Annotated in this window: 25 protein-coding genes, 1 tRNA gene and 3 pseudogenes; 15 read left to right on the top strand and 14 right to left on the bottom strand. The window is 69.4% G+C overall.

The window, feature by feature from the left end:
- Nucleotides 1-735: tetratricopeptide repeat protein (locus F8279_RS20000; protein WP_151500741.1), on the bottom strand; the 735-nt coding region annotated here is incomplete at its 3' end.
- Between the two features lie 48 nt (nucleotides 736-783).
- Complete coding sequence (locus F8279_RS19995) at nucleotides 784-1,254, bottom strand: MarR family winged helix-turn-helix transcriptional regulator (protein WP_151500744.1); 471 nt, start codon at nucleotides 1,252-1,254, stop codon at nucleotides 784-786.
- A 50-nt stretch (nucleotides 1,255-1,304) separates the two neighbouring features.
- Between F8279_RS19995 and F8279_RS19990 the strand changes: the two genes are divergently transcribed.
- Nucleotides 1,305-1,826 (top strand): VOC family protein, encoded by a 522-nt coding sequence (locus tag F8279_RS19990; RefSeq protein ID WP_151500740.1) that lies wholly within the window; start codon nucleotides 1,305-1,307, stop codon nucleotides 1,824-1,826.
- A gap of 48 nt (nucleotides 1,827-1,874) precedes the next feature.
- Nucleotides 1,875-2,777 carry a hypothetical protein gene (locus tag F8279_RS19985; protein ID WP_151500739.1) on the top strand — a complete coding sequence of 301 codons (903 nt, stop codon included), beginning with the start codon at nucleotides 1,875-1,877 and terminating at the stop codon, nucleotides 2,775-2,777.
- Here the strand turns inward: F8279_RS19985 and F8279_RS19980 are convergent.
- Nucleotides 2,743-3,261 (bottom strand): potassium channel family protein, encoded by a 519-nt coding sequence (locus tag F8279_RS19980; RefSeq protein WP_151500738.1) that lies wholly within the window; start codon nucleotides 3,259-3,261, stop codon nucleotides 2,743-2,745. The two genes, F8279_RS19985 and F8279_RS19980, sit on opposite strands and share 35 nt — an antisense overlap.
- A gap of 113 nt (nucleotides 3,262-3,374) precedes the next feature.
- Complete coding sequence (locus F8279_RS19975; protein ID WP_064498970.1) at nucleotides 3,375-3,548, bottom strand: DUF4236 domain-containing protein; 174 nt, start codon at nucleotides 3,546-3,548, stop codon at nucleotides 3,375-3,377.
- A 264-nt stretch (nucleotides 3,549-3,812) separates the two neighbouring features.
- Between F8279_RS19975 and F8279_RS30985 the strand changes: the two genes are divergently transcribed.
- The 7 genes from F8279_RS30985 to F8279_RS19945 all read left to right on the top strand — a co-directional run bounded on the left by F8279_RS30985 (nucleotide 3,813) and on the right by F8279_RS19945 (nucleotide 9,224).
- Complete coding sequence (locus tag F8279_RS30985; RefSeq protein ID WP_349881247.1) at nucleotides 3,813-3,890, top strand: putative leader peptide; 78 nt, start codon at nucleotides 3,813-3,815, stop codon at nucleotides 3,888-3,890.
- A gap of 135 nt (nucleotides 3,891-4,025) precedes the next feature.
- Nucleotides 4,026-5,054: an ABC transporter substrate-binding protein gene (locus F8279_RS19970; RefSeq protein WP_151500737.1), complete on the top strand. Its 1,029-nt coding sequence runs from the start codon at nucleotides 4,026-4,028 to the stop codon at nucleotides 5,052-5,054.
- Complete coding sequence (locus F8279_RS19965) at nucleotides 5,051-5,869, top strand: ABC transporter ATP-binding protein (protein ID WP_151500736.1); 819 nt, start codon at nucleotides 5,051-5,053, stop codon at nucleotides 5,867-5,869. The genes F8279_RS19970 and F8279_RS19965 overlap by 4 nt, the downstream gene beginning before the upstream one ends.
- Nucleotides 5,862-6,710, top strand: coding sequence for an ABC transporter permease (locus tag F8279_RS19960; RefSeq protein ID WP_225853339.1), 849 nt, complete (start codon nucleotides 5,862-5,864; stop codon nucleotides 6,708-6,710). Before F8279_RS19965 ends, F8279_RS19960 begins: the two co-directional genes overlap by 8 nt.
- Nucleotides 6,711-6,721: 11 nt before the next feature.
- Nucleotides 6,722-8,056, top strand: a complete 1,335-nt coding sequence (locus F8279_RS19955) for an LLM class flavin-dependent oxidoreductase (protein ID WP_151500735.1) — start codon at nucleotides 6,722-6,724, stop codon at nucleotides 8,054-8,056.
- A complete protein-coding gene (locus F8279_RS19950) occupies nucleotides 8,053-8,616 on the top strand; it encodes a flavin reductase family protein (RefSeq protein WP_091427760.1) in 564 nt (187 codons plus the stop codon). The genes F8279_RS19955 and F8279_RS19950 overlap by 4 nt, the downstream gene beginning before the upstream one ends.
- Nucleotides 8,610-9,224 (top strand): malonic semialdehyde reductase, encoded by a 615-nt coding sequence (locus F8279_RS19945; RefSeq protein ID WP_225853338.1) that lies wholly within the window; start codon nucleotides 8,610-8,612, stop codon nucleotides 9,222-9,224. Before F8279_RS19950 ends, F8279_RS19945 begins: the two co-directional genes overlap by 7 nt.
- Before the next feature lies 1 nt (nucleotide 9,225).
- On the opposite strand, the gene F8279_RS19940 is transcribed toward F8279_RS19945, so the two are convergent.
- Nucleotides 9,226-9,681, bottom strand: a complete 456-nt coding sequence (locus F8279_RS19940) for an Rrf2 family transcriptional regulator (protein WP_013284925.1) — start codon at nucleotides 9,679-9,681, stop codon at nucleotides 9,226-9,228.
- Between the two features lie 7 nt (nucleotides 9,682-9,688).
- Entirely contained in the window at nucleotides 9,689-10,606 is a 918-nt protein-coding gene (locus F8279_RS19935; RefSeq protein ID WP_091427763.1) for an AraC family transcriptional regulator, read from the bottom strand.
- Nucleotides 10,607-10,793: 187 nt separating this feature from the next.
- Here F8279_RS19935 and F8279_RS19930 point away from each other — a divergent pair, with 187 nt between their 5' ends.
- Nucleotides 10,794-11,570, top strand: coding sequence for a glucose 1-dehydrogenase (locus tag F8279_RS19930; RefSeq protein ID WP_091427952.1), 777 nt, complete (start codon nucleotides 10,794-10,796; stop codon nucleotides 11,568-11,570).
- A 74-nt stretch (nucleotides 11,571-11,644) separates the two neighbouring features.
- Here the strand turns inward: F8279_RS19930 and F8279_RS19925 are convergent, their stop codons facing one another.
- On the bottom strand, nucleotides 11,645-12,076 hold the full coding sequence (locus tag F8279_RS19925; protein WP_007457244.1) for an SsgA family sporulation/cell division regulator: 432 nt from the start codon (nucleotides 12,074-12,076) through the stop codon (nucleotides 11,645-11,647).
- Between the two features lie 274 nt (nucleotides 12,077-12,350).
- Here F8279_RS19925 and F8279_RS19920 point away from each other — a divergent pair, with 274 nt between their 5' ends.
- The 4 genes and pseudogenes from F8279_RS19920 to F8279_RS19905 all read left to right on the top strand — a co-directional run bounded on the left by F8279_RS19920 (nucleotide 12,351) and on the right by F8279_RS19905 (nucleotide 15,161).
- Nucleotides 12,351-12,890 carry a TIGR02611 family protein gene (locus tag F8279_RS19920; protein ID WP_225853337.1) on the top strand — a complete coding sequence of 180 codons (540 nt, stop codon included), beginning with the start codon at nucleotides 12,351-12,353 and terminating at the stop codon, nucleotides 12,888-12,890.
- A gap of 50 nt (nucleotides 12,891-12,940) precedes the next feature.
- Nucleotides 12,941-13,012 (top strand) — tRNA-Val (locus F8279_RS19915).
- A gap of 179 nt (nucleotides 13,013-13,191) precedes the next feature.
- Nucleotides 13,192-13,517, top strand: a pseudogene (locus F8279_RS19910) (integrase core domain-containing protein); the annotation flags it as partial.
- A 180-nt stretch (nucleotides 13,518-13,697) separates the two neighbouring features.
- Nucleotides 13,698-15,161 carry a HEPN domain-containing protein gene (locus tag F8279_RS19905; protein WP_151500733.1) on the top strand — a complete coding sequence of 488 codons (1,464 nt, stop codon included), beginning with the start codon at nucleotides 13,698-13,700 and terminating at the stop codon, nucleotides 15,159-15,161.
- Nucleotides 15,162-15,758: 597 nt separating this feature from the next.
- On the opposite strand, the pseudogene F8279_RS19900 reads toward F8279_RS19905, so the two are convergent.
- Nucleotides 15,759-15,878, bottom strand: a pseudogene (locus F8279_RS19900) (thioredoxin-disulfide reductase); the annotation flags it as partial.
- Nucleotides 15,879-15,962: 84 nt separating this feature from the next.
- Here F8279_RS19900 and F8279_RS19895 point away from each other — a divergent pair.
- On the top strand, nucleotides 15,963-16,832 hold the full coding sequence (locus tag F8279_RS19895) for a hypothetical protein (RefSeq protein WP_225853336.1): 870 nt from the start codon (nucleotides 15,963-15,965) through the stop codon (nucleotides 16,830-16,832).
- Between the two features lie 809 nt (nucleotides 16,833-17,641).
- On the opposite strand, the gene F8279_RS19890 is transcribed toward F8279_RS19895, so the two are convergent.
- The 6 genes and pseudogenes from F8279_RS19890 to F8279_RS19865 all read right to left on the bottom strand — a co-directional run.
- Nucleotides 17,642-19,357, bottom strand: coding sequence for a hypothetical protein (locus F8279_RS19890; protein WP_151500732.1), 1,716 nt, complete (start codon nucleotides 19,355-19,357; stop codon nucleotides 17,642-17,644).
- 320 nt (nucleotides 19,358-19,677) lie between these two features.
- The gene (locus F8279_RS19885; RefSeq protein WP_192580726.1) at nucleotides 19,678-20,547 is read right to left on the bottom strand and encodes a DUF3883 domain-containing protein; all 870 of its coding nucleotides are present in this window, start codon (nucleotides 20,545-20,547) and stop codon (nucleotides 19,678-19,680) included.
- 83 nt (nucleotides 20,548-20,630) lie between these two features.
- Nucleotides 20,631-22,439, bottom strand: a complete 1,809-nt coding sequence (locus F8279_RS19880; protein ID WP_192580725.1) for a DEAD/DEAH box helicase — start codon at nucleotides 22,437-22,439, stop codon at nucleotides 20,631-20,633.
- 110 nt (nucleotides 22,440-22,549) lie between these two features.
- Nucleotides 22,550-23,941: a hypothetical protein gene (locus tag F8279_RS19875; protein ID WP_151500729.1), complete on the bottom strand. Its 1,392-nt coding sequence runs from the start codon at nucleotides 23,939-23,941 to the stop codon at nucleotides 22,550-22,552.
- A 105-nt stretch (nucleotides 23,942-24,046) separates the two neighbouring features.
- On the bottom strand, nucleotides 24,047-25,177 hold the full coding sequence (locus F8279_RS19870) for a hypothetical protein (protein WP_151500728.1): 1,131 nt from the start codon (nucleotides 25,175-25,177) through the stop codon (nucleotides 24,047-24,049).
- Nucleotides 25,178-25,319: 142 nt separating this feature from the next.
- Nucleotides 25,320-25,428, bottom strand: a pseudogene (locus F8279_RS19865) (IS5/IS1182 family transposase); the annotation flags it as partial.

Here is a 25,428-nt window from a genome sequence, read left to right as displayed (position 1 = left end):
CCGGGCGGGCGGCGGCTCGGGCGCCGGAGCGGCGGGCGCGGGGCAGACGTGGTCCGGGTCGGCGGCGGCGCGGGCCAGCCCGGCCACCTGGGCGGCGAGCGGGTCGTCGGGGTCCAGGTGCAGGCGGCACAGCTCCTCGGCGAGCGTCAGGTGCTCGTGGGAGTCGGCGTACCGGCCGCAGTCGCGTTCCATCGCGCCGAGCTTCGCCAGCATCTTGATGCCGCTGGGATGGCCGTCGCCGTAGACCTCCCGGTGCAGCTCCCAGGCGTCCTGCAGCCGGTCGCGGGCCACCTCGCACTGGCCGCGGGCGTACTCCACGGTGGCCAGGTCGGCGTGCGCGGCGAGCACCTGCTGAGACTCCGGGCCGTCGCGGGCGGTCAGCTCGATGATGACGTCGGAGTAGAGCCGGGCGGCCCGGGCGTCGCTGCCGACCCGGTGCAGCACCGCGGCCAGCGTCGCGGCGGCGGTGACGGTGCGCTCGTCGGAGCGGCCGTGCAGCCGGGTGGCCGCCGCGTACGCGAACGCGGCCCAGCCGCGGGCGGAGTGCGGCTCGCCGAGCGCGATCAGTACCCGGGCCTGGAGACCGGCCGCCTCGGCCAGCTCGGGGGAGGCGTTGCCGGGGCGGGGATCGGCGTCGCTGAGCGCGTCGGCGAGCAGCCGTTCCGCGCCGGTGAGGTCGCCTTCGGACACCAGTTGGTGCGCCTGGACGGTCAGGTCAGCGAAGCCGGAGGACACGCCCCATCGTGCTCGTCCGGCGACGGTATGTACAAGACCCGGAGTGGATCAGTTTGGTCCCGAATCCGTCAGGTGGTCGGCGAGCGTCTCGCTGATCCGGCGGAGCTGGTCGACCTGGGCCGGGCTGAGCGCGTCGAACAGGTGCCGGCGTACCCCCTCGACGTGGCCGGGCGCGGCGGCGGCCAGGGTGGCGAAGCCCTCGTCGGTGAGCACGGCGACCTGCCCGCGCCGGTCGGTGGGGCAGTCCTCGCGACGGATCCACCCGGACGCCTCCAGCCGGGCGGCGGCGTGCGAGAGCCGGCTGCGGGACGAACCGGTCAGCTCGGCCAGTTCGCTCATCCGCAGCCGCCGGTCGGGGGCCTCGGAGAGGCGGACCAGGATCTCGTAGTACGCGTGCGGCATGCCCGCGTCGTGTTGCAGCTCGCGGTCGAGCGTCTCCATCAGCGCCCGGGAGGCGGTCAGGAAGGCGCGCCAGGTCCGTTGCTCGTCGGGGTCCAGCCACCGGGTCATGACGCCCATCATACCGCCGATAGTTGAACGCTCAACAAAATCGGGGTACGGTCGGTGGCATGGGCATCCACCGACTCAACCACGCCGTCCTCTACGTCAGTGACCTGGAGCGCAGCGTCGCCTTCTACGGTGACGTGCTGGGCTTCCGACGGGTCCCGATGACCCCCGAGGGCTTCCGCGGCGCCGCCTTCCTCCAGGCGCCCGACTCCACCAACGACCACGACCTCGGCCTGTTCGAGATCGGTGCGGCGGCCGGGGCGTCCCAGGCCGGCCGGGCCACCGTCGGGCTCTACCACCTGGCCTGGGAGCTGGACACGCTCGACGAACTGGCCGCCACGGCCGAGCGGCTCTCCGCCGCCGGGGCGCTGGTCGGCGCGTCCGACCACGGCACCACCAAGAGCCTCTACGGCCGCGACCCGGACGGGCTGGAGTTCGAGATCGTCTGGATCGTCCCGGCCGACCTGCTCGACGACTCCGCGCTCGCCGCGCGTACCCGCATCGGGCGGCTCGACCTCGACCGCGAGCGGCAGCGCTACGGCGGGCAGACCCGCGGCGGCGTGGGCATCTCCGTACCGGTCTGAGCGGGGTTCGCGGCCGGCCCCGCCGCGCCGTGCGGTAGAAACGGCACCATGTCCACCGACGCCGTCCTGCGCGAGTTGCTCGTCCGCCAGCTCGACCACTGGCTCCCCGCCGCGCTGCACCGGGCGCGGCGGGCCACGCTCGCGCTCGCGTACGCCGGGGGTGACGCCGCCGGCGCCCAGGAGGCGTTGCGGGTGGTGGCCGAGTTCGCCGACCGGCTGCGCGGGCGGCGGCTGACCGTGCTGGTGGTGGCCGACGACGGCACCGACCTGCCGGCCCGCCTCGGCGCCGCCGAGGCCGCGCTGCCCGCCGACGTCGCCGTGCACCTCGTGCCCGGCGGCCCGGACCGGCTGCCGGTGGCGCTCAAGGCCGCCGGCGCGGCCGGCGCGCCGCTGCTCACCGTGGCCGACGGCGCCGATCCGGACCCGGCCCTGCTGGCCGCCGCCGCGTCCGGGCGCCCGGCCGAGCTGCTGCTGGTGACCGCGCCCGGCCGGTCGCTGCGCCCGGCGCTCACCGGTGCCGGGTTCCCGCTCGTCACCGAGGTCGAGCTGGTGCCCGACGGTGACGGCCCGGCGCGGCTGCTCGGCTACGCCACCGGCTCCGACCGAGGGCTGGAAGCGGTCAAGGAGGCGCTCTGGGCGGTCGACGAGTACGCCGGCGTGCGCTACCGCGACCCGGCCGACCCGCAGGGGCGGCTGCTCGACATCTCGCTCGACCCCGAGCCCGGCCCGCTGCGCCGGGAACTGCTGGCCGAGCTGGCCCGCTCCGGCCCGCGTACGGTCACCGAGCTGCGCCGCTTCGCCACCACCTCGACCGTCTACCGGGCCGCCGACGCCAACCGGGCGCTGGCCTCGCTGCTCGCCTCGGGCGCGGTGACCCGCGACCCGGAGCACGGCCGGCTCGGCGGGGACGTGCTGATCAGCGCCGTCTCGAGCGCTGGGTCATCTGCTTGACCACTATCGACGCTCCGGTGGCGACCACTCCGATGCTGAAGACCATCTGCGCGCACACCGCCACCCGGGCGATCTGGCCCTGGGCGTGCACGTCGCCGTAGCCGACAGTGGTGAGCGTCGCCAGCGCGAAGTAGAGCGCGTCGACGCGGGTCCGCAGGCCGACGAACTCGCCGGGCCGGGTGTTCGCCATCACGTAGTCGCCGAGCGCGAAGACCAGCAGCCCGGCGATCAGCGCGACCGCGAGCCGGGTCAGCGCCCGGTCCTCGTCCCGGCCGGTCGGCTGGTCCCGGACGAGCTGGTGGCGGACCTGGCCGGTGACCAGGAACGCGATCACGGCAACCAGGGCCGCCGTGCCGATCGAGCGCAGGGCCAGCCGCAGGCCGTTCGGGTCGGCCTCGACCGGCACCAGGAAGTAGCCGACCAGCATGAGCGCGCAGGCCGCCACGGCCCGCCGTCGTAACCGCCGCAGGAACACGTCCGCCATGCGGCGATTCTCCGGTCGCCGGGACGCCGTGACGGGCGGAACCGCAAACCCGGCCGCAGACGACGAGCGGGGTGCCGGCGGTCAGCCGGCACCCCGCTCGTCGCCCGGGAAGGTCAGGCCTTGTCCTGCTTCCAGGACAGCGGCCCCGGAAGGTCCACGCGGTGGGCGCGGGTGTTCGAGTTCCAGGACCAGCGGCCGATCTTGATGCTCCACGACGAGAAGCCGTTCTGGGTGAAGTGGAGGATCAGCGGCCCGTACTTCTTACGCTTGCGGAACTGGACGCCCATCGGGGGTGCCTCCTTCGTCTCCCTGCCTCTGCAGTCGTCTGCATGCCTTCGCGGCAACGAACATGCCCGGATCGACGATTCGCGAAACCCTGCCCGGTCCGCTCTGGACGGTGGGACTGCCGCCCGGCAAAATCTCTATCCAACGGGTAGGTGTTAAGGAGTCGTAAATGCTGGTGGAGGCGGGCCGTAACAAAGCCAGCGACGAAAGTCTCACTGGGTGGAAGGGCATTGACCGGCGTGGAGAACGGTCGGCAGCATGAGGACATGTCGCAGCGGGACGAGCTTCTCCTCACCGCTCGCGTGCACGTCGACCTGGTCCGGCACGCGAGCGCGCTCTGTTGAGCCGAGCGCTCGTCGTTCCCTCTCCGCCCGTCCGTTCCCGCAGCCGGCGCATCGTGGCCCGGCGCGGTGCGGCGTGCTCCCCGGCCCCGCGCGGGCCCCCTCCACCGCATCGTGGACAGATCAGGAGACTCCGCCATGCCCTCGACCCGATCGCCGCGGCGTGCCCTCACCGCCGCCGTCGCCCTGCTCGCCCTCACCACCGCCACCGCGTGCGGCGCCGACGCCGCCGACGGCGCGCAGACCAAGGAACTGCGCTACCAGGGTTCGGTCGGTCAGGTGACCCTCCCCGAACTCGCCGCCGACCTCGGCTATCTCGGCGACGTCAGGCTGAACTGGATCGGCAACGTCACCGGCGGCCCGGCCGACATCCAGGCCACCGCCACCGGCCAGAGCGACTTCGGCGGCGCGTTCAACGGCGCGATCGTCAAGCTCCAGGCCGCGAACGCCCCGATCACCGCCGTGGTGAGCTACTACGGCTCCGACGCGCAGACCTTCCAGGGCTACTACGTGCTCGACGGCAGCCCGATCCGCGGCCCGCGCGACCTGATCGGCAAGCGGGTCGGCATGAACACGCTCGGCGCGCACGCCGAGGCCGTCCTGCGTACCTGGCTGGCCCGGGGCGGCCTCACCGCCGCCGAGATCGGCAAGGTCGAGCTGGTCGCGCTGCCGCCGGTCAACACCGAGCAGTCGCTGCGCGCCCGGCAGATCGACGTCGCCGTGCTCGGCGCCGTGATCCGCGACAGGGCCGTCGCCAACGGCGGCATCCGTACGATCTTCACCGACTACGAACTGCTCGGCGCGTTCAGCGCCGGCAGCTACGTCTTCCGCGACGACTTCCTCACCCGTAACCCGGACACGGTCCGGACGTTCGTCACCGCAGTGGGCAAGGCGATCGAGTGGGCGCGCACCCAACCGCGCGAGACGGTGGTGGCCCGGCTCAAGGCGATCATCAGCAAGCGCGGGCGCAACGAGGACACCACGCTCGTCGGCTACTGGAAGTCCAGCGGCGTCGCCGAACCCGGCGGCGTCATCACCGACCGGGAGTTCGCCACCTGGATCGACTGGCTGGCCGACACCGGCGAGCTGAAGGGCGAGCGGCCGAAGCCGTCCGACCTCTACACCAACCGGTTCAACGCGGCCGCGGCCCCCGGCGGTGGCGCATGAGCACCGACAAGATCCTCTTCGACCGGGTGCGCAAGGTCTTCCCGGGGCGGCGTGGCAGGGGCGGCGCGGTCACCGCGCTCGACGGGCTCAGCCTCGGGGTACGCCCCGGCGAGTTCCTCGTCGTCGTCGGCCCCAGCGGGTGCGGCAAGTCCACGCTGCTCGACCTGCTCGGCGGGCTGGCCACCCCGACCGGCGGGCAGGTGCTCGTCGACGGCCGCCCGGTCACCGGGCCGGGCCTGGACCGGGGCATCGTCTTCCAGCAGTACGCGCTGCTGCCCTGGCGCACCGCCGCCGGCAACGTCGCGTTCGGACTGGAGGCCAAGGGCCTGCCCCGCGCCGAGCGCGCCGACCTGGTCGCGTACCACCTGGACCTGGTCGGGCTGACCGGCTTCGCCGACCGCTACCCGCACGAGCTGTCCGGCGGCATGAAGCAGCGCGTCGCCATCGCCCGCAGCGTCGCGTACGACCCGGACGTGCTGCTCATGGACGAGCCGTTCGCCGCGCTGGACGCGCAGACCCGCGACTCGCTGCAGGACGAGCTGGTGCGGATCTGGCAGGCCACCGGCAAGACGGTCGTGTTCATCACGCACGGCATCGACGAGGCGGTGCACCTCGGTCAGCGGGTCGCCGTGATGACGTCGCGGCCCGGCCGGATCAAGCAGGTCATCGACATCGAGCTGGGCGACCGGGAGGCGGAGGAGGACGTCCGCTCCACCGACGCGTTCCGCCACCACCGGCACCGGATCTGGACGCTGCTGCGCGACGAGGTACGCGCCGCGCAGTCCGCCGTACGCGAGGAGGCCCGCGTTGGTTGACGTCGCCGCACCGCCGGCCCGGCCGGTGGCGCCGCCCGCCCCGGCGGCCGTGCCCGCCCGGCCCCGCCGCCTGCTCGGCCTCGGCGGCCGGGTGCTGCACCGCAGCGCCGCGCTGCTGGCGCTCGCCGCGATCTGGGAGACGGCGCCCCGCGCCGGGCTGGTCGACCGGGTCTTCCTGCCGCCGCTGTCCGAGGTGCTCGCCGCCTGGTGGGAGCTGCTGCGCAGCGGGCAGCTCGCCGACCACGTCGGCGCGAGCCTCACCCGCTCGCTCACCGGCCTGGCGCTGGCGGTGGTCACCGCCATCCCGCTCGGCCTGCTGATCGGCTGGTACCGGCCGCTCGCCGACCTGCTCAGCCCGCTGCTGGAGGTGTTCCGCAACACCGCAGCGCTCGCGCTGCTGCCGGCCTTCGTGCTCATCCTCGGGCTCGGTGAGACGTCGAAGATCGCCCTGGTGCTCTACGCCTGCTCCTGGCCGATCCTGCTCAACACCGTCGCGGGCGTGAAGGGCGTCGACCCGCTGCTGATCCGCTCGGCCCGCTCGATGGGGCTGAACCACCTGCGGCTGTTCCAGAAGGTGATCCTGCCGGCGGCCGTGCCGACCGTGTTCACCGGCGTCCGGCTCGCCGGAGCGTACTCGATCCTGGTGCTCGTCGCCGCCGAGATGGTCGGCGCGAAGGCCGGGCTCGGCTACCTCGTCAACTACGCGCAGTACAACTTCGCGATCCCCGACATGTACGCCGGGATCATCACCATCTCCGCCATCGGGCTGGTGGTCAACCAGCTCCTCGTCGCCGGGGAACGTCGCTTCTCCACCTGGCGCGCCGACGTCACCACCGCCTGAGAGGAACCGCCATGTCCCGGACCCTGCACCTCAACGCCTTCCTGATGGGTGTCGGCCACCACGAGGCGGCCTGGCGGCACCCGCGCGCCGACCCGAGCCGCCTCGCCGACGTCCGCCACTTCCAGGAACTGGCCCGCATCGCCGAGCGGGGCACGCTCGACTCGGTGTTCCTCGCCGACGGGCTCGCCGTCGGCCCGGCCGTGCGGCACAACATCCAGGCCGTCTTCGAACCGATCACGCTGCTCGCCGCGATCGCCACCGCGACCGAGCACATCGGCCTGATCGCCACCGCCTCCACCACGTACACCGAACCGTTCAACCTGGCCCGCGCGTTCGCCTCGCTGGACCACCTCAGCGGCGGGCGGGCCGGCTGGAACATCGTCACCTCCGCCCAGGCCCGCGAGGCCCGCAACTTCAACCTCGACGACCACCCGGCGCACGCCGACCGCTACCGGCGGGCCGCCGAGTACGTCGACGTGGCGATCAAGCTCTGGGACAGCTGGGAGGACGACGCGCTGGTCCTGGACGCCGCCGCCGGTGTGTTCGCCGACACCGGCCGGGTGCACGAGATCGACCACACCGGCGAGCGGTTCCGGGTCCGCGGGCCGCTGAACACGCCCCGCCCGCCGCAGGGCCGGCCGCTGCTGGTGCAGGCCGGCTCGTCTACCGACGGCATCGCGTTCGCCGCCCGGTACGCCGAAGCCGTGTTCACCGCCCAGCAGACGCTCGCCGACGGGCAGGCGTTCTACGCCGCGCTGAAGCGGGCCACCGCCGACGCCGGCCGCGACCCGGAACTGGTCAAGGTGCTGCCCGGTATCGCGCCGGTCATCGGGGGTACGGAGAAGGAGGCCCGTGCCCTCGCCGACGAACTGGAGGCCCTGATCGTGCCCGAGCACGCGCTCGCCCAGCTCTCCGGCATGACCGGGCTCGACCTGACCGGGCTGCCGCTGGACGGCCCGCTGCCGGACCTCCCCGACGCCGCGACCGTGCAGTCGCACCAGAGCCGCCACCAGCTCGTCGTCGAGCTGGCCCGGCGGGAACGGCTCACCCTGCGGCAGCTCATCGGCCGCCTCGGCGGCGGGCGCGGGCACCGCGTCGTGGTCGGCACCCCGGAACAGATCGCCGACCAGATCGAGCTCTGGTTCACCCGGGGCGCCGCCGACGGCTTCAACGTCATGCCACCGCTGCTACCCGACGGACTGGAGGCCTTCGTGGACCACGTCGTACCACTGCTGCGCCGGCGCGGGCTGTTCCGGTCCGCCTACACCGGGCGCACGCTGCGCGAGCACTACGGCCTGCCCCGGCCCGCCAGCGTCTACGCGACCCGTGAGCTGGTGGCGTCGTGACCACCGTGGACCGGCCCGGCGCCGGGACCGTCGAGCTGCGCCCGGTCGACGTCGACTCGTTCCGCGGCCTGCTGCGCCGCCAGGCGTCCACCGTCACCGTGGTCACCACCCCCGGCCTGCGCGGCAACCGGCTGCGGCCGGACCTGCCGCCGGCCGGCTTCACCGCCACCTCGTTCACCTCGGTGTCGCTGGACCCGCCACTGGTCTCGGTCTGCCTCGGCCGCGCCTCATCGAGCTGGCCCACCGTCGAGCAGGCCGAGCACGTCGCCGTGCACCTGCTCGCCTCCGGCCAGCAGGAGATCGCGCAGATCTTCGCCACCAGCGGCATCGACCGGTTCACCGCCCACCCGGGCTGGAGCACCGGGCCGTTCGGCGTGCCGCTGATCGGCGACGCGCTCGCCGTGCTGCTGTGCCGGGTGGTCCGCCGGATCGAGGCCGGCGACCACACCATCCTGCTCGGCGAACCGCTCGCGCTCGGCGCCGGCGAGGACGGCGACCCGCTGCTGCACCACCGCGGCGGCTACACCACCACGCTCGGCGACTGGTCCGAGGCGTGGTGACCACCGCCGCCGACGAGCTGATCGCGCTCGACCGGGCCGCCCAGGACCTGCTGTTCCGGGCGGCCCGCACGGCCAACGCGTTCACCGACGAGCCGGTCGGCGACGAGCAGGTCCGCGCCATCCACGACCTGGTCCGGTACGGCCCGACCGCGATGAACGCCCAGCCGCTGCGGGTGCTGCTGCTGCGCTCGGCGCCGGCCCGGGCACGGCTGCTGCCGCACGTCAGCGCCGGCAACCGGGACAAGACGGCAGCAGCGCCGCTGACCGCGGTGCTCGCCGCCGACGTGGACTGGCACGACCGGCTGCCCGAGCTGTTCCCGCACCGCCCCGGCGCGCGGGACTGGTTCACCGGCGACCCGGCAGGCCGGGAAGCGCAGGCCCGCTTGAACGCCGCGCTCCAGATCGGCTACCTGCTGGTCGGCGTACGCGCCGCCGGGCTGGCCGCCGGGCCGATGGCCGGGTTCGACGCGGCCGGCGTGGAACGCGAGTTCTTCCCCGGCGGGCGGCACCGGGTGCTGCTGCTGATGAACATCGGCCGCCCGGCGCCGGACGCCTGGCGGGAACGGCTGCCGCGCCTGCCCTACGAGGAGGTGGTCAGCACGCTGTGAGTCAGCGCGGCTCCCACGCGTCCGGCTGAGCGGTCAGCTTGCGCACGTGGGCCGGCAGCCGGCCGCTGACCAGCTCGTCCAGGCTCACCTCGTCGACCACCCGGCGCACCGAGGCGCGCACCGCGACCCAGAGGCGGGGCAGGTTCTCCGCCGCCCCCTCGTACCGCGTCTCCTCGGGGCGCAGGCCGCGTACCCCCGCGAGCGGGCCGTCGACGGCGCGCAACACGTGCCCGATGGTGATCTCCCGCGGCGGCCGGGCCAGCGTGTAGCCGCCCTCGGCGCCGCGCTGGGCCCGGACGACCCCGGCCCGGCGCAGGTCCGCCAGGACCGCCTCGAGGAACTTGCGCGGCATGTCCTGCTCCGCCGCGATGGCCTGGGTGGACAGCAGGGTGGGGTACGCGGTGGCCAGGCTCAGGGCTGCCCGGACCGCGTAGTCGCCGCGCGCGGAGATCTGCACAGTGCCATCATGCCTGGCCGCCGGGTGCGGGGGAGTCGGCGGGCGGCCGGGGTCGCACCAGACGGACGGGCAGCGGGCGTTCCCGCTCGGCCCGGAACGTCCCCGGGCTCACCCCGACCTCCCGGGTGAAGAAGCGGCCGAAGTTCGTCGGCTCGGGAAAACCCAGCTCCCGGCCGATCGCGGCGATCGACTCGTCGGTGGCGGCGAGCAGCCGGCACGCCTGCAACGCGACCCGCTCGTCGATCACCTGCTTGGCGCTGCGGCCGGTCACCGCAAGGCAGGCCCGGGTCAGGGTACGCACCGAACAGCCGAGGCCGGCGGCGTAGTCCTCCACCCGGCGGGTGTGCCGGTAGCCGCGCTCCACCTCCCGGCACAGCCGCCGGAACGTCTCCGTCTCGGCCCGGGGCGTCGCGCCGTTGCGCGGATGCGGCAGCAGGCTCAACCGCAGCAGCAGCACGGCGAGCTGGTGGCGCAGCAGCGCCGCGGCGGCCGGCACCAGCGCGTGCCGGTCGGCGTCCACGGCGAGCTGGCTCACCTCGCTGATCACCGCGTCCTCGTCCTCGCCGGCGAGCTGGCGGTGGGCGGGCACCGCGTCCGGGTCGACGTCGAGGCCGCGCAGCGCATCCGGCCGCCAGCTCACCACCGTCGCGTCGAGCTGGGCGCCGACGAACCGCAGCGCCTGGCCGGGGTGGGCGCGCAGCAGCGTGCCCGGACGGCAGGGGACCGGCCGGAAGTCCAACTCGGCGGTGCCGTGCCCGTGGGTGACCAGGATCAGCAGATCGCGGTCGAGCAGGACCGGACGGGGCCAGCCGGGCTCGGCGGCGAGGTCGCCGAGCACACCGGTGACGATCTCGTCGGTGCCGGGACGGAGCTCCGGCAGGCCGGTGCGGGTGGCCGGGGAGGGCTGACCGGTAGTGACCATCATCCCGACGGTAACCGGAGCGCCCGCACGTTGCATCTCGACGGTTTCGCCCGCTCGGGCCGCTCTTGTCGGCAACCGAGCCGGACGGTTAGGTTACCGATCGGTAAGACCCCGGCCGGCGTGCGTTGCGCACCCGGCCACGCGGCCCAGGCCGACCGGCCCGCGGCCGGGCGACGGCGATGGGATGGGCATGACGGATCTGTTCTCGGTCGACGGCAAGACGGTCCTGGTCACCGGCGGCTCACGGGGGATCGGGCTGATGATCGCGCGGGGCTTCGTCCGGGCCGGCGCCAAGGTGATCATCTCCTCGCGCAAGGCGGACGTGTGCGAGTCGGTCGCCAAGGAACTGTCCGCCGAGGGCCACTGCGAGGCGATCCCGGCCGACCTGGGCAGCGACGCGGGCGCGCTGGCGCTCGCCGAGGCCGTGCGGGAGCGCCACGACCGGCTGCACGTGCTGGTGAACAACGCGGGCGCCACCTGGGGCGCGCCACTGGAGGAGTACCCGGAGGGCGCCTTCGACAAGCTCTGGGCGGTGAACGTCAAGGCCGTCTTCCGGCTCACCACCGCGCTGCTGCCGCAACTGCGCGCCGCGGCCGGCGCCGACGACCCGGCCCGCGTGATCAACATCGGGTCCATCGACGGCATCCGGGTGCCGTGGATGGAGGTGTACGCGTACTCGGCCACCAAGGCGGCAGTGCACATGCTCACCCGTGGCCTCGCCCACCAGCTCGCCGGCGAGCAGATCACCGTCAACGCGATCGCGCCCGGACCGTTCGAGAGCAAGATGATGGCGTTCGCGCTGGACGACCCGGAGTCGCGCGCCGCCATCGAGCAGCAGGTGCCGCTGGGCCGCATCGGCCGGCCCGAGGACATGGCGGGCACGGCGATCTACCTGGCGTCGCGCGCCGGCGCGTACCTGACCGGAGCGGTCATCCCGGTCGACGGCGGGATCACCACGCGCGGCTGAGGCGTACCCCCGGTTGGAGACGGCCCGGGGCCGCGCGGACTCGGCAGATCCGCGCGGCCCCGGGTGTCGCCGTGTCAGCGACCGGCCAGCAGCCGGTTCACCGCGGTGTCGACGTCCAGGTGCTCGGCCTCGCGGCCGCGCGGGACGACGACGTAGGTCCGGCGCAGGAAGCGCACCAGCACGCTGCGCGGAACCTCGAACAGGGCGTTGCCGTCCGGGGACGACAGCGCCAGCGCGACGAAGTCGCCGCGCGGGGTGGCCCACGGCCAGACCCGCACATCACCGATGCCGGCCGGCTCGTCGAGCCCGGTGACCAGCAGTTCGCGAGCGAACGACCAGCTCACCGCCTCGCCGCCGGCGGACTCGGCATGGAACAGGACATGGACCGCATACGGGTCAGCAGGGTCGTAACGCAGACTGGCACGCACCGGCAAGGCGGTGGCGTCAGGCGCGACGAGCCTTAGCGACGTCTCGACCTCTACGGTCGTCGGTCGGATGACACTCATGGACGTTCTCCCCCCGGCACCGCTGCGGAACGCGCGTGTCCCGCTTTTCCCATACTCAGGTGCTGCTCCTGGCTACGCTCCGCCATACGCTGACTTCACCCAGTGGTGGTAAGGGGTTCCGAAAGCCCACGGGAACCACTCGGGCCCGCGTAGAATTTCCGGTTCCGCCCACTCCGTCGTCCCGCCCGGCAACGGGTGGCTCAGTCGTCGACTTACTCCGGTAACGTCCAGTCCTCAGCAGGGGTGACGGTCCCGCGCGACACTGGGGGTGGAAATGGTCACGAGGGGCTCATCGGTGACGTCGCGGACCACTGGCGAATCGCCGAAAGGTGCGGCCCCAGCAGCCGAAAGTCGGGGGTACGAGGTGCCGGTGGAAGGGCGGTCGCAAGGTGCTCTCGTGGAGCAGCGCCGACGGCGACGGGGCTGGCGCGGACGCCTGCACACCACACTCGACCTGATCCGCGCCAACCCCACCGGCCGCGTCGCCCTGAAGATCTTCATCGGCATCCTCGGCGCCATCGTCGTCACCGTCGGCATCGCGCTGATCCCGCTGCCCGGCCCCGGCTGGCTGCTGGTCATCGCCGGCCTCGGCGTCTGGGCGGTCGAGTTCCACTGGGCGCGACGGCTGCTCGCCTTCACCCGCCGCCACGTCAACTCCTGGACGCGCTGGGTGACCCGGCAGTCGCTGCCCGTACGCTTCGTGCTCGGGGCGGTCGGGCTCGCGTTCGTGTCCGTGGTGGTGTGGCTGTCGCTCAAGTACAGCTTCGGCATCGACGTGGTGGCGGAGGCGCTGCACTACCTCGCGACGCACTGAGGCCCGGTTTTTGGTCCGGGCGGGTGATCGGGTAGAGTCATGCGCGCTGAGGGCGATTAGCTCAGCGGGAGAGCGCTTCGTTCACACCGAAGAGGTCACTGGTTCGATCCCAGTATCGCCCACCGTAGATGTATGCAGGTCGGAAGCCCCTACCGAAACTGTCGGTAAGGGGCTTCCGCCGTTCTGCCCCTTAAATTGGGAGCAGATTGGGAGCAGGCAGCTCCCTGGCGCACCGGCGCCAAGCCGGCATGGCAACCGCCCTGACACCCTCGCCGGCTTCCTGTGCCGCGCCGCCGAGCACTTCGCCGCCCACGGCATCACCCGCGTCGAACGAGTGATGACCGACAACGCCATGGCCTACCGCAAGGCCGAGCCTGGCACCAAGCCTTGACCGACCTCGGCGCCACCGCCCGCTTCACCCGCCGCTACCGACCGCAAACCAACGGCCGAGCCGAACGCTTCAACCGCACCCTGCTCGACAAATGGGCCTACCAACAGCCCTACACCAGCAACCAGCACCGCGCCGACGCACGCCTCCACACCTACAACCACCACCGCAGCCGCATCTCACTCGGCGGCCAACCACCCATCACTCGCGTCAACAACACTCATGTGCACTACAGCTAGCCGGCTGGATGTCCGGCTTTCGCACCGCATTGCAAGGGTGCCGGGTCGCCTGGACGTCGTCGCCAGCGCACGGAGGCTGGAACGATTCGCGCCAGCTGATGAAAGGGCCTAGCGTCGGTGACGTGCGCGGTGCCAAAAACACACGTCGCCCCGCTCTGGGCTCTGGTGCACGATGTGATGGTGACTGACTCTTCAGCCGAGCTAGCCCTCATGCCGGCTATCGCCGCCCTCCTCGAACGCGCCGCAAAAATGCGTGACGAACTCGCCGCTGTGGGCGAGGCTGAGTTGGCCGAGCTGGTCGCCGCCTGGCGGGAGACCCGGGCGGTGAACGCCGCCGCCAGCGCCGCTGCCCGGATCCGCGGATACCTGCGCTACGACGACGGCGTCAATGACCACTGGGGACGTCGGCTCACCCGCAACAACCTGCGTACTCTGGGCGTTCTTGATGTGCTATGCCGACCGGAGACGCCCGACCGGTTCCCCGCCGACCTGGCCGCCTATCTCGCTGGTCCGCCAACCCTGTCGGAACGTCTGGTGGTCATCGACGCCCGGCTGCCCCTGCAGGGATCCCACGGGGTCTGTGGCTGGCAACTGACGCAGCCCACCGCCGCCGACCTCGATGCAGTGACTCCCCTGCCGTCGAGCAGCCAGTTCGCCGCCGACCCGTGGGATCCGGCCTTGCGACTCGGTGGCTGCTGCGTCCTTCGCCGGGCCAGTGACGACCTCGAGGCGCGCAATCCATCCGGGTGGGGCACCGCCATTCTGCGGAGCCTGTTCGAACCAGAACTCGTGATACCAGCGTGGGAGCCGCTGCTGCTGCTCAACCTCGCCCAAGCCGAACGCGTGATCGTCGCCGCCGAGTACGAGATCGAGCCGGGCCGCATGGTGGAACGCGTCCGAGGCACCGGCTTGGACCTGGTGCCCGCCACATCTGACGGGATCGACGAATGGGAGGAGCCGGGCTGGGGCCCCTGTTGGCTCGACGGGCAAGAACTGGCTGACGTGCTGACGTTCACCGACATCATGTCGCCCCTCCTGCTGCAGTGGCAGACGTGGAACGACGTCGTCAACCCGTCTCGGCGGAAGGCCATGAAAAAGGCCAGCGAGCGGCTTCAGCGCAGCGCCCACCGGTTCCTCGCCCTCGGCCCACGCCTCGGCAGCATCGGCGATGTGCTGTACGAACGCGACCGCGCCGAGATCATCTTCTGGTACACGTCAGCCCTCGAGAACCTCATGATCACCGACAGCTCGGACGAACTCAGTCGCAAGGTCTCCCAGCGCACCGCAGTCCTCATCGGCGCCGATGACGACGAGCGACTAGAGATCCGTCGTGCCATCACCCACGCGTACGGCATTCGGTCGAAGGTGGCCCATGGCGACGTGCCGCCGGACACGCACCTCAAGACGCTGCCCCAGCACCTGTACATCTACCTACGCCGCGCGTTCCGGGACCTGATCATTCTCGGCCCGCGCTTCGACGTCGGAACCGTCTGCGACGACGCGCTCATGTCCGCAGCTGTCCGGGAGCAGTCCATCGCCGGTCCTGTCCGGCAGGTCGTTGACCGGCTGCCAGTGGCGCCAGGCATGCGGACCCAGCGGATGGGGTATGCGCGGGCCAGCCGACATTCGCCCGAACGGAGGTGAGCGACGCACATCGGCGCACCGTGAGACCCGACCAACGTCCCGCGTACCGACCCTGGCCTTCGACAGCGACCCGCCGGGACTCTGCCAGGCAGGTGTGCGCCTCGCCGCTATGAGCCGGCCGGTGGCGGGCGCTCACCGTACTCGGCATTGAGTAGCCGCGCCTGCCGCGCCGTCGGACCCAGGTTGGCTCCGCGGCGATGTCTAAATGAGCCGAACTGACCGCGGGCGGGGCCAGGCGTCGCTGAGAAGAGAAGGGTCCTGCGGGCGCGTCCGATGTTCGTGCGGCTCACCGCGAGCGGCGTATGCTGGGCCGACAGCACCGAGGCAGCCCTGTGGCGCGGTGATCTGGGGCACCGGCTTTCGGCCGAACCTCGCCCACCTCGCGCCGATGCTGCCGGGCTGGCGGGAGGAAAGGTTTACACCGACGGCACGAGGCCGATGGAGGAGCCGCGTGTCTACCTGCTCGGTTATGGGGGACTGGACCGGGCTGGCCGGCGACGCTGGTGGGTGCGGGGCTCGCCAAGACCACGGCCGCCGACATCACCGCCCGACTCAGCGCGTAGACGCGGGGCGGAATCCGCCACCCAGCCGCGCTGGTCAGGGCTGAATGGCGAGGGAACGCTCGGCGTCGGGAGCGGCGGCGCAGTCGGTGACGGCCCGGCGGTAGGTGTGGCCGACGAGGTCACCGGCGGCGAACACGCCGGGCAGTTTGGTGCGGCGCTCCTGGCCGATCCACTGGCATGACCATTCCTCGCCGTCGGCATCTCGCCGGTATAGCCCTCCCGCCTTACGCTGTTGCCCGTGGAGCCCTTCTACCCCGGCCAACCCATCGATAGCCGTACCGAGGCGATGCGTATGCGCGCCTTCACGAGCTACCTCGGCGATCTCGAGCTCGCCGCCGCGAGGGTGATCGCGCGCCTGACAGGGGAACGGGTCATCATTCAAGACGACAACAGGGCCCAGCACATGGTCGATCTCCGGATCGACTACCACGCCCGGCCGCCAGCGTTTGTGGAGGTCGTTGCTGATGTTGAACCGTCCTACGCCCAGATGACACAGCTTGTCCTCAGAGAGCAGGAGATAGTCGCTCCCGACCTCGGCAGGATCTGGTACGTCACTGTCGCCCAAACCGTCAATCTCCGTGCCCTGAGATCCACCCTTGCAGGTCACCTGCGGGCACTCCAAGACGCCGGGGCGCTGTTCGAGCACGTTGGCTCAGCGGACGAACTCCTACACAACGACCACGAAGTTGCCCGGCGACTGGCTGCTCTCGGGGTCGTACAGATACTGTCTCGCCCGGCCCGGGCCGACGAAGATCCAAGAATCCTGCTCTACCCGTGTGGCGTGGGAGGCCCAGCTGGCCCTGATTGGACGGCGTTCAACGTTTGGGCCAGTGAATATCTTCACGATCCGAAGCTGGTGGATGTGCGCCACAAGCTTGCTGCCACAGGAGCGTCGGAGCGGCATGTCTTCGTTGCCTTAACCTTCAGCACGCCGTGGGCGGCTTACCACAGTCTCAGCGATGACTACCTTGAGTTGCCCGACCAGCCGCCCGGGCTGCCTGCCGAGATCACGCATCTGTGGGCGTGGGCCTACCCGATTGGAAGGTGCCTAGCGTGGTTCCCGCGCACCGGATGGTTCGATCCTTCTACCCAGTGGGCAACGGAGTGACCCATGCCGGTACTGGAAGGTCGGCCCGCTGTCCGAGAGGCTCATCGGCCGTGAGGTGCCTACGGCAGCAACCCCCGCTGAACCCCTCATCGGGGCGGATGTGATGGCGACAGCAGGTCCCATCTCGGGAAGAGTCCATCGTCGAGCGGAGGCAGCGTTGAGGTATTGGCTCTATAAAAACAACGACTGTGATGGCGGGCCTGCGGGTTACCGTGGGAACTGGGAGAAGGAGGTCTTTTCGGTACAGGGACCCAGCGAGTGGGGCGGCCACTATTCGACACGGTCGCCAGAGGTAGCGAAGCGACTCAACGAGGACGTCTCGATTGGTGATGTGATTGTGGCATACCAAACCGATCTTAGGTGTGTGGTCGGGTACCTGCGTGTTATCAACATTGAAGGGCCAGTGGATGACAAGAGGTTGTATCTCCAACCCATCTATAGAGTTGACCCCCCATTCCTGATTCACGCCCACAAGGCCGGAACTTGTCTCGCAACCTCTCCCGCCGTCAATGGCCCTGTTATGCTCAGGGAATTGAGCGGACAGGAAACTCAGGAACTGGTACGACTAACAGGTGCGCCAAACCGCGTCCTGCTCGGCCGAGAGCCTCGCGGAGGGTGGCGCCCATAGCCCGCACGCGCGGCACCCTCCGGTCGCGGTCCACGAATCGAAGGCGTCTTCCTCGCACGTGGGGCTTTCGAGCAAAGGGCGACGGCCCGACGCCGAAAGCGGGGCTCGGTGGATCTGTCTGCAGGGCGCCGGCCCCGAGCTGGCCCCGGCGTCGGAGTGTCTCTAACCGGGGTCGGCCCTCCTAGAGTTTGCCGCTAAGGAACTCAGTAGCACGTGCTCTGGCGATGAAGCCGTCTTCCCAGCCGTGCTCTAATCCACCGATCCGTAGCGCTGTTGAGCCGACGAGGTGCAGGAAAATTGTCTCCGAGTCGGCCTCTACGGCGGTGCTGCGGTGCTGCTGCAGCGGCCGAGGTCCAGCCGGAACCAGATCGAGGATGAGGTCCATGGTGCAAGCGCGGACGCTCCGCTTGACCTGGTCAGTCTCGTTCTCGGAGTGCACGATCTCGTAACCTACGGTGCGTAGGCCGGCGCTTTGGAGCGCTTCTAATAGCGCCACCCATGCCTCTGGCTCGCGGTTGGCGTACGAGAAGATGAGGTGGCCGTCCTCCTTGAGTACGCGTCGACTCTCTGCGTAGATCCTTGTGAGTAGCTGTTGGTACTCGCCGACGCCCGTCAGTTGCCCGGTTGCGGTGTTGACAACGGCCTCACCGGCGAGAGCCCCGTCGATGAGGCCAGCCCAGGATCGCAGCGGCAGTGACAGCTCACTGTACTGAACGTCGTCGTGGTAGGGCGGATCCGTCAGGACTAGGTCGGCTGACTCGCTGGGTAGCAACATCCGCTCGCTGCTGCCTTCGACGACGTGCACGGTCGCCGTCCCGGGTTGGGATGGTTCAGGTTCAGTGGTGCGCCGTAGCTGGACCGTCAGTGGCCCGCCCGTGCGGGCGTGCAGCCATTCCGCAGCGCGCACCAGTTGACCTAAGCGACGCAGCACGGTCCCGCGTCCACTAACTTCCGTGCCCCAGACGTTCGGCTCCGCGGCGAACGTCGTGAGGTTGAAGCGATGGCCTGCCATGGATTCGTAGCTTTTGAGATACCAACGGTCCCATCGCGAGAGGTGGCCGGCCATCTCGGTGCTACCGATGATCGCCATCCTCAGCGCCGCTTGCACTTCGGGTTGGTTCGAGCACTCCGGTAGCAGATCGAGGAGCTCACGCACCATGAAGGCCTGCCGCGCGGGGTAGAGGTCCGACCAGTCCCGGAAGCCGTGGCGGAGCAAGACGCGTGTCTCGGCGCCCTCAGGGATGGCACCGAGGGATACCGGCTCGCCCCATCGCGGGGAGTCTGCAGCGGCGAGTTCGGCGTCTGTCGGGATTGCGAGCTCGCGACGGAAGCCGTTCGCCCGCTCGACCAGAACTACCTCCCACCGCCAAGCGCCGGACGCGGTCCGCTCCGAGAGGCTCTCGCGGTGGCCCTTGGAGCACGTGACGACACGGCCGCGTGTATAGATCGCCGACGGCTCGATGATGGTCTTGCATGTCTTGCAACGGCTCGTTCTGTCGCTGCTACCGAGCTGCAGGTGCCCTCGCTTGCAGCTGAGGTATGCCTCGGGTAAACCTCGTTCCTTGCGCGCGAGCAGGGAAACCATTGCATACGGAAAGTGCCGGTTGCGTTCACCGCATGTGGTGCAGCAGCTCGTGGCGACACGGAAGGTATGACTGACGTGTCCGAGGGAGCCGTCCTGCATTGACGTGCCGTAAGCGGCCTTCGCCAGGGCAGTGGCGCGTTGAGTCAGCGATGCAGCGCCCTCCCGTAGGTCGTCAGGTGAGGGCAGTGCGAGCATCGCGGCGAGTCCGTTCGCTGCCCACGGGTTGAGGTCCTGTGCGTAGACCTGGTGTCCCCTGGTTACAGCGGAGAGTGGGATCACGCCGCCGCCGGCGAAGGGGTCGACGATCAGCATCGGGGAGTTCGTCTCGGCGGCGACGGCCTGAACAAGTGAACCGTTCACGGCGTCGGTTCGACGGGCCCACCACCGGTACACGCTTACCGGAGGGAGGTGGACCTCACGGTTGCGGCTCTCCGCCTTCGCGGCGGCGCTGATCACGTTGACGTCGAGGTGACGAAGCGGGGAGCGGAGAGCGGGTGCGAGTGTCTCTGACGCTGAGGCTGTAGCGACGGCGCGCGGGGTAGTGACGGTCACATCGTTCCCCTCTCGTCGTCACGATACGTCGTCCCGCACCATAGCTGAAATGCTCGGCTTCGATGTTGCTGGGGTGATCATTATTTAGGCACGTCGAGTACATGGTCACCGGGCCGGGCCGGGTCGATTGCTTGCGGTGGCACGGGCAGACCGTGCTGGTGGCCGGGCATAGGAAGCCCCGGCCGAAGACTCGTTGTCGGAATCTCGATGCGGACAGTCTCCCATCGGGCGCCTCCATGGTCGGTCGGCAGGAAGGGACGAAGATCATCCCCGGTCAGCCAACCCGCGACATAGAGTTCGCTGGCGAGGTTCTCCTTGACCGCGACTAGAGACCAGTGGTTGTCCGCAGCGCCGGTGCGGGCCTCGTTGCGGCTGAGAAAGAAGGAGAAGACTCCGGGTTTCGGTCCGGACGTCTTCACCTCGAGGCGGTGTCGACATCCGCCGGGATCCGGGCAGCTGACGTCGTACCCCAAGTCGTCGCTGCGTTGGCTGAGCCAGCAGACGTCCGCTGCAAGATCGGGTCTGCCGAGTTCCTGGAGCCACTCGCGGGCGCTCTGGACGACGAACTCCTCACCGGCTGCCCCGATCACCTTCATGCGCTCATCGTCCACCTTTCGGCCCATGATGAGGAGAAAGTTCTCGCGGCGTTGCGCGTCAAAGACCGTGCCAAGCGCGTCTAGCACGTCCTCCGGGATCATCGCATCGCCTTGATCCGCCACCGTGAAGAGCCATAGAGGCGGCTCACGCATAAGGCAGTGCGATAGCAGGAACTCGGTAGCAGCGTCAAGTGGCATCGATGCGAAGGTGGCGAACTCTTCGGCTGGCGCGAGCCAGTCATCTGTGCGGACGAGGACGCCGACGCGTTCCAGCAACGCCTGGCCGTCCTCCAAGTGGCGTGCGTTGAAGATGCCGCCGCTTGGCGCGACAGCGTACGAATGGCGTGCGTCCATGGCGTGAGCGCCAGGGCCGATCAGCCGGCACGCACGGACAGCAGCCTCAAGTTCGAACGCTGTAGGGCAGAGAGGCGTCATGATCAGCCGGCGAGGTCTCGGGAGCCGCCCGGTCCAGCGCGCAGGTGAGCGAAGAGCGCCCGGAGGTCGTCACTATCTACGGCGCGTTCGAGCGTTCCAGAATCTTCGTCTGGGAGCGCAGTGCCCACGAGGCTCGGATCATCGAGTGCTTCGGCGAGATTCTTCGCCTTGACGTGGATTCGGGCATCCACAACCTCGTCGACTGTGCCGGTGGTCACCAGGTATCGAATGCGCGTCTCGTCCGAAGGCAGGAGGCCAAGCCGATGGATGCGGTCGATGCTTTGCAGCCAGTGGCCGGCGTTGAAGGTTCGGTCAAGGTAGATCGCGTCGTGGCACTCCTTGTGAAGGCTGACGCCCTCACTCATCGACGCAGGGTTCGCGATGAGGACCATGCAGTTGCTGCTTGACCGAAACTTCTCGAGTTCAGACTCGCGGGTCCGCTCGGCGTCGGGCTGGCTGAGTGACGACGGCATGCCGCCATAGATGAGCGCCGGCGTGTAGGTCGCGAGCATGCTCTCAAGAAGTTTGATGTTGCGAACGAAGTTCGTCCAGACCAGCGTCTTCCGCCCCAGGTCCGCATTCTCCTTGATCATCGATAGGAGAACTTGGAACTTCGCCGGTGTCTCGTACTGGTTGTACCGCTGCATGACCTCCCACAGCGGCGTTCCTCGGGGGACATCCAGCGGGGGGTGCCGGAAGATGTCGTCGCCCGCTGAGCCGGCGCTGAGCAGCTTCGGGTTCGTGGCTGCTTCGAGGAGATACATGACGATGTCGCCCATGCGGGCAAGCTCCACTCGGGCGTTCATGCTCAGTTGCAGCTCGCCAGCGTACTGGTCGTGCAGCGCGGCGTAGATCGTCGCCTGGAGGCCCTCGAGCGGCACCGGGACAGCTTTGATGCTGGGTTGTGGCAGTCCCAGCTCGGCTTTCTTGGTTCGGGTGAACATGGGTGCGATGCGCGACGCGATCGCCGCGCCTGCGCCCGGTGGGGCTGGGTTCACCAGAGCGTCCGGCGGCAGAACGCGTCGGGCTTGGCCGGGCCATAGGAAATCGATGAGCGCGACGAAGTCAGCCGGCGACTGCGGGGCGGGCGTACCCGTGAGCAGATCGCGCCGGGCGGCGAGGAAGGCCAGAGAGAGGCAGGCGCTGCCCCACTGGCCGTCCCAGCCCTTCTTCATCCGGTGCGCCTCGTCGAGCAGCACCATTGCCGGCTTCGCACGAACCCAGGCACTTAGGTCCTCGTAGTTCGCGGCGAGCCGCTGATAGTTGACGAGCAGGATCTCGGCCTCGTGGGGAATATACCCACCGTTGTAGGCCCGGACGACGGGTGACTGTCTACCGTCGAAGCAGACTTTGACCTCGGACGTCCAGGCATCGTATGCCGAGAGTGGCGCCACCACGAGGAGTCGCTCGACCCGGCCTGCGACACGCTCAGCTTCGTACGTTGCGTAAGCCACTGTCGTCTTGCCAGCCCCTGGTACCGAAAAGTTCGCGCCGTGCGGGAGACTCAAAAGGTGTGCTAGGTCGCGGAGCTGGAATGGACGCAGCGAACGTACGAAGCGGCTCGCGTCGAGCCGGGCTTGGGCCTGCTCCGGCGTGAGTTGTGGCAGGGCCTCGAGGATGCCCGACAGAGTGGTGCGCTCGGCGTGGGTAGAACGAAGGATGTCCTGCAACTCGGGTGAGATGTCTAAGCCGACACGGTCCCGTCGACCCGCTGGTCCCACCCAAGCCATCCTGCTGAGGACGCGTTCGAGGTTGCAGAGTGCCTGTGAGTTGGCATTCCCGACGGTGGGGTCGGCAGCCCATTCCGTCATGAGCTCGAACCAGAAGCTGTCGGGGACGCCCTCGCCCCGCCTAGCGTGCACCCTCGGTGGAGCTCCGGAGAGACGCAGCGCGACCTTGGGTGCCATTGCGGTGGGCGCGGTCATGCTGAACCAGCGGACGGATAGGCGTTGTTGAGCTCCTGGATCGCGCGGTCCAAAGCCTCATACGCCCTCTTCCACGCCTCCGCGTCGAAGTCCGCGCGGGCGCGGACGCTCTCGTATGACGAACGTGCTGCGTCGATCCGCTTCGCTGCCTCCTTGAGTAGTTTGGTCGGCGCGAGGAGCTCGTCGCCCTGTGCATCGTCAAGACTCTTGGCCTCGATGGCCGTGGCGTAAGCGGTGGAGATACCCCCAAGAAGTTGCTGGCGGCTAATCGTCTGCGCTGTGCCGTCCGCAGCCGAGATTTCGACAGTAGGGGCATCGACCGTCGTTGCAAGCAGCGTTACAAGGTCAGCGAACGGTACCGAATTGGCGGAGTCGCTGGCCGCGGGGCCGCCGACGTCGGAGTCGCTAAACAGGTCGAGGCCCTCGGGTTCGCCGAGGCCGACTACAGGCTCATGGTTTGCTACGACGCCGACCACGGAGTTCTCAGCGAAGGCATCACCGAGGTATGAGGCGACGAGGGTGTCATCGACCTCGCGCAGCTTCGAGTATCCAAGTCCGGCAAGCATGCCCACAATCCGCGCATCGCGGATCTGGGCCGCCTTCACCGGGTTCGTCTTGGCGGTCTTCTGATACCCGGCGGCGATCTCCAGAAGGCTCTGGCGCATCCCCTCGAAGAACGTCCATGGGATCGGTGGCTGCGACCTCGCCCTGACACTCTCGATGATCTGAAGGATGGACAACTCCTGTTCGACCCGCGCTGCAGCCTCCTTGCGGCCTTTGTCGCCCTTTGCGCGGAGTTCACGCCACGTGAGAAGGCCGATCTCCTCCTTTGAGTAATCCTGCAGGAGGTCCCTGACGAAGAGCAGTGTGTTGACGTTGGAGTAGACCTGCTTAACGTCCTCCTCCATCTGGAGGGCGGCCTCGATCGCCCGGAACTCCTTGTCCGTGGCGTCCGTCGGCAAGACAACGACCTCGATGTACTGCTTGCCGAGATCACGGAGTGCTGCGGCGCGCGTGTTCGCGTTGACCAGCACGCCGGTGTGGCTTACCACGCCGGGGTAGCGCTGACCATCAGCCTCGAGGGCCCCCTTGATGCGGGAGTAGCCCTCCGTGGCGCGGAGCTGTTCCTCGAGGAAACTCTGTGCCTTCTCGCCCCACGGCTCCTTCTGGAAGAGCTTCTGTATCTCCTCGGAGGCAGAGAGGATCTGCGCTCGGATGCGGTGGCTTGAGGGGCTGTACAAAGTGAGCTCAAGCGGGATGCTCACCACGGGGAGAAGGACGTCCTTACCCTTGTATGTGATCAGCTCTTGGCGAACGCTGCCGCTGGCAATAGCCGCCTGACGGGCGGCCTCGATGGCCTCGGTTCGCGCCCCCACGGTCGTCGTCACTGAAGATCTCCTTGCACAAGGTCAGTCGCCGATCACTCCACCGGAGGTCCGTGTCATTGTCCCCGACGGGTACGACACTTCTCCGGTCAGGTGTGACAGGCGAGGCTACTGCAGCTGGGTCGCCAAGCGTGCCAGCTCGGACAGCTGTCGTTCGGTGTAGACGTGGCCCTCGAAGGCGCGCGCGAGTGCGGCGGTGGATTGCACCCGGTCAGCCCAGCCGGGACCCACGACGACGGCGGCGAGCAGTAGGTGCGGGAACTGCGGAGGCAGGGGCTCAAGCTGCCCGACGCTCTTGCGCACTGTGCCGCCGTCCCGGGCGCTCGCGATGGTGATGCCCAGGATGGGCTCTGGGTCATGGTTGCTATCGCGACGGATTGCGCACAGCTGCAGCGGGCCGGCAGCCGGACCAAGGAGCTTGTGCCAGAGCTTACGGCCGAGGTTGCGTTGCGTGAGGACCTCGATCCCCTCGGCACCGAGGGCCGCTTCGATTTCGTCGGTGATGACGCCGATGAGGAGGGTGTTGGTGCGGTTGCGGTGGGCGAGCCAAGCTCCGCCAGCACCTCGTTGGGCAAGGAGCACTGAGAACGGCACGCCGTTCTGGTGAAGATCGGAGACGAGTTCCCACCCAGTTGCGCTGCACTCTGGCACGCCGAACAGGTGCTCGAGTGCGCGTGCAGGCGTTCCTCCCGTCACCATCGAGGTCAGCTCGCCAGCCACGTGAGCATCCAACACTTTCCATGCCGCCTTCACCTGCGTGGTGCTCCATGCCCCATCGGGCTCCCCGGGAGGTGCTGCCGCGCCGCTGGACCTCAACTTGTCAGCGAGGTCGCGGTATGAGAGTCCGGCGATATCACAGAGGCAAATCATGACGTGCTTGTTATTCGCCTGGGCGGCGTGCACAACCTCCGCCGTGAGGTTCGCTAGTGAGTGCCCAATAGCGTGAAGCGCGAGAGTGTCAAGCGCAGCCTGGTGCTGGTTGGGCGTGATGACGCGGTCGATCGCGAGCAGATCCGCGCTGCTGTCCAGATGGGAGACAGCTGAACGAGCCGCGGCCTGCCTGAGGGCCTCCGTTGACAGCCGTGTCACTGGAAGGACTGCCAGAGCGGCGAACACGTCGCGCCAGCTTTGCGTCGTTGTGCGCAAATCTCGGCCTTCTGCAAGCCAAGCGACGGCTCGATCGCAGTCAGGCTGCGCTGTCGCAGCCACCAGAACTGCTGCTGCCTCGTCGGCGGTCACTCGGCGGCCCCCTCCTGTTGTCTTGTTCCGGCCAGAGTATCGGCGTCGATTGTGAGGTACCCAGTCTGGGTTTCTGGCGGTACCCGTCCGCCAGGTACCCGGTCGACCGTGCTCGTCGGCTGCCTAGGGCGTGTCCTGTCGATCATGGGAGCCAGATGACGGCAGCGATCAGGACGAGGCCGGCTCGGTAGAGGGATGCGCGTTTGGCGTATCGCGTTGCCAGGTCACGCCACTGCTTGAGCCGGTTGAAG

The organism is Micromonospora sp. AMSO1212t (assembly GCF_008868145.1).
Lineage (GTDB): Bacteria > Actinomycetota > Actinomycetes > Mycobacteriales > Micromonosporaceae > Micromonospora > Micromonospora tulbaghiae.
Note: the sequence above shows the minus strand (reverse complement) of the source record. Positions and strands in the feature narration are given on the sequence as shown.